The sequence below is a fragment of the Streptococcus mitis genome, from assembly GCF_946190065.1.
Lineage (GTDB): Bacteria > Bacillota > Bacilli > Lactobacillales > Streptococcaceae > Streptococcus > Streptococcus mitis_DE.
Map to the genome: position 1 here is coordinate 1 of NZ_CAMHZD010000036.1, position 2905 is coordinate 2905.

The window sequence follows — 2905 nt, forward strand, 5'->3', positions numbered from 1 at the left end:
GCTATTTGAGTATAAATTTAGCGATGACTACGATGAGACACATGATGATTATCAGAGTGTTTACAAGGTATTTGCTGTTGTAGATTTTGAAACAAGTGACGGCCAAAAATTTAAAGCTGGTGATGAATTAACTAAGTTCACAAGTCAAGTGGTAGACAAGGCTAAGGGTAAATTAGATATTAGCTTTGATGATGCGTTCTTGAAGTCAATTTTAGATACATCAGAGTTTCAAGCGGAAGTATATCTACAAATGACACGCATTCAGTCAGGAACAGTAGAAAACACTTACTATCATACAGTTAACGGTGTGGAAATTGTTTCCAATACGGTTGTGACTCATACTCCAGAAGAGCCAAAAACTCCTGAAGAACATCCGCAACAACCAGAACGAAGCTTGCCATCTACAGGTGAGCAGGCTTCTGCAGAATTGTTGTTAGCTGGTCTGGCAATGGGGGGTACTGCTACAGGCTTGCTCTACAGCAAGCGCAAGAAAAAAGAGGCTTAGAATACTCTAGGAACCTTTGAAATAAGCTATTTTTATGGTATAATAACGGTAAATCGTGGAGGAGTAGGATTATGAAATTAGGGAGTGATTTTTCCTGGTTATGGGTTGCTATCATTAGGATTTTTACAGCTCCCTTTTATATCGTTCTTTGGTGTATTAATGTTGTGAAATCAGCGTTTGGAGTTGTCATACTTTGGATTGTATCTAAATGTTGTGTTGGATTAGTTCTGCTTTTGCCTTTTTGGCTTTTGATTGATATCTTACACTGGATTACTCCTTCGGTAGGAGATGCTTTTTTCCGATGGTATGGAATTCATGTTATGGGTTTTGTTCAACGTGCTTGGATTGATGGCGCAGTTCATGAATTTCCAATACCTGCAGGTGGAACTAATTTCCTTCCCTATCCACATATTGAGATTCCGATTATGATAGTACTTACTCTTCTAGTAGCTACTGTTCGGACGATTTATCGTGAAGAATTTGATGAATTATAAAAATAGTATTGTGTTTGGCACTGTAGAAATCTCTGCAGTGCCTTTTGTTATAAAAAAGAAATTAAAAGAGGTAAAACAAAATGGAAATTATTACAAAAATTATTACTGGTCTCGGCGTAGTTGGAACAATATCAGGTCTTTTCTGGATCTGGAGTGGCTCAGTTGACTTTGTTCAAGGAAGAAAGAATAAAGATAAACAAAGACAAGATGATGGTTCTGATTCTATGATTAATGGTGCATTCTTGGCTGTTGCTTCTGCAGGGATTGCGGCCGCAGTCGTTGCAGCACTATCTCAACTAAAATTTTAGGAGTAGCCTATGAATTTAGATATTAGAGAGCTAACTAGTTCTCTTTCCAGTTACAGCTCTGCGACAAACCAAGCTGTAAATATAATGGCTGATGCAGTCAGACCTATTGGGTATATCCTTTTAGGTCTTTTTTTCTGGTTTGAAATGGCATCATGGTCACAAATGGTCAAGTCCAGAGGAGGTTCGCTAACCCAAAAGATCTGGTTAGAGGCCTTGATGAAGTACTTATTTGCTCTCATCATGATTTCTGCCTCATCTCAAATTTGCGATGCCATTCTGGAATTACTTAATATTATTGTAAAGATAATTGCTCATGTAGTACCTTCACAACTTGATAAATATCAATATGCGCAAGGTGCTGTCAAAGGTTGGTTTGAAAAAATGATTTTTGGTCTAGTCGGTGGACTAACTGAATTTATAGCTAATATAATACTTGGAATTATTATCTTCCTAAGGTATTTAGACTTGTATATGCTTAAGGCTTTAGCTCCATTATTGGTAGCTTTTTTTATGATGGATTCTTTACGAACTGTCACGATTAACTTCCTGAAATATTTTGCAGCTTCAGCCTTTATCGGAGTTATTCTAATTGTAGTATCTGTTGTATATAATGGTTTAGTCACTACAGATATGTTAAAAGTTGCAGCAGGAACTAGCGGAAGTTGGGGGACAGCCTTTGCGTCAATTGCTAAAGGTGTAATATACATCTTTACACTTGTTGGAACTAGTCGAAAAGCCAAACAACTTTTAGGAGTATAATCCATGTATAGAGAAATTAGAATTGATAAATGTTATGTTTTATGAAAGGAAACTAATTGAAAAAAATTGGATCAGAATTTTTAAGAGAATTTGAAAATGAGGACAAGCCAATTCTATTTAGCCTAACTACTAGAATGCTTGTTCTATACGTGTGTTTGCTAATAGCTGTCTCAGGGACAATTGCTATTTACTTCTTTGGTCTACCTGATTGGTATATCTATCTTTGGGATGCTCTATTTGTCGTTCCTGGAGGAATGTACGGTACAGGCATGACCAAGCGAATGCGGATTAAAGAAAAAATCAATTTCTTTTTCCGAATCCAACAACGAACCTATGAGACAGAATTTGGAAAGGTAGGAATGTATACGAAAGATGAGTTTATTCAAAAGCAAAAGAGAAAAACTAGAAAACGCAGAAAAGAAAAAAATTGATCGTTTGCGTCGCCAGATGAAACCTACGACACAAAACACCATCAATTATACACTGCTCCATGAAGATGGATTGATGCATATTGCACGTGAGAAGTATTCTCGTAGCTTTATGCTGGGGGATGCTTCTTACTCGACAGCTCAACAAGATGAAAAAGAGAGCATCATCGATACAACGATGGATGCTCTTAATTCACTGGATGAGGGCAGTAACTACCAGCTCCTAGTCATTAACCGTCGAGTATCGGATAACTCCTTGCAGAATATCTTGTTTGAAGAAACAAACGATGGCTACGATGACTATCGTGAGGAGTTGAATGAGATGATTAAGGAACGATTTACAACACATGCTAACAACTTCGAGGTACATAAGTATGTGACCATTTCAACGAATGCGGATGACCGAAAACA

5 protein-coding genes and 1 pseudogene are annotated in these 2905 nt (G+C 37.2%); all 6 read left to right on the forward strand.

The annotated features are described in order from the left end of the window. The coding region (locus OCF96_RS09755) for an LPXTG cell wall anchor domain-containing protein (RefSeq protein ID WP_261447043.1) at positions 1-505 on the forward strand (505 nt) is incomplete at its 5' end. Between the two features lie 71 nt (positions 506-576). Then, a complete protein-coding gene (locus tag OCF96_RS09760) occupies positions 577-999 on the forward strand; it encodes a hypothetical protein (RefSeq protein WP_261447044.1) in 423 nt (140 codons plus the stop codon). A gap of 80 nt (positions 1000-1079) precedes the next feature. After that, on the forward strand, positions 1080-1307 hold the full coding sequence (locus tag OCF96_RS09765; protein WP_050267431.1) for a hypothetical protein: 228 nt from the start codon (positions 1080-1082) through the stop codon (positions 1305-1307). 9 nt (positions 1308-1316) lie between these two features. After that, positions 1317-2066: a conjugal transfer protein TrbL gene (locus OCF96_RS09770; RefSeq protein ID WP_261447045.1), complete on the forward strand. Its 750-nt coding sequence runs from the start codon at positions 1317-1319 to the stop codon at positions 2064-2066. Positions 2067-2122: 56 nt separating this feature from the next. Next, the gene (locus OCF96_RS09775) at positions 2123-2497 is read left to right on the forward strand and encodes a hypothetical protein (protein ID WP_261447046.1); all 375 of its coding nucleotides are present in this window, start codon (positions 2123-2125) and stop codon (positions 2495-2497) included. Further along, positions 2439-2905, forward strand: a pseudogene (locus OCF96_RS09780) (VirB4-like conjugal transfer ATPase, CD1110 family); the annotation flags it as partial. The gene OCF96_RS09775 and the pseudogene OCF96_RS09780, both read left to right, overlap by 59 nt.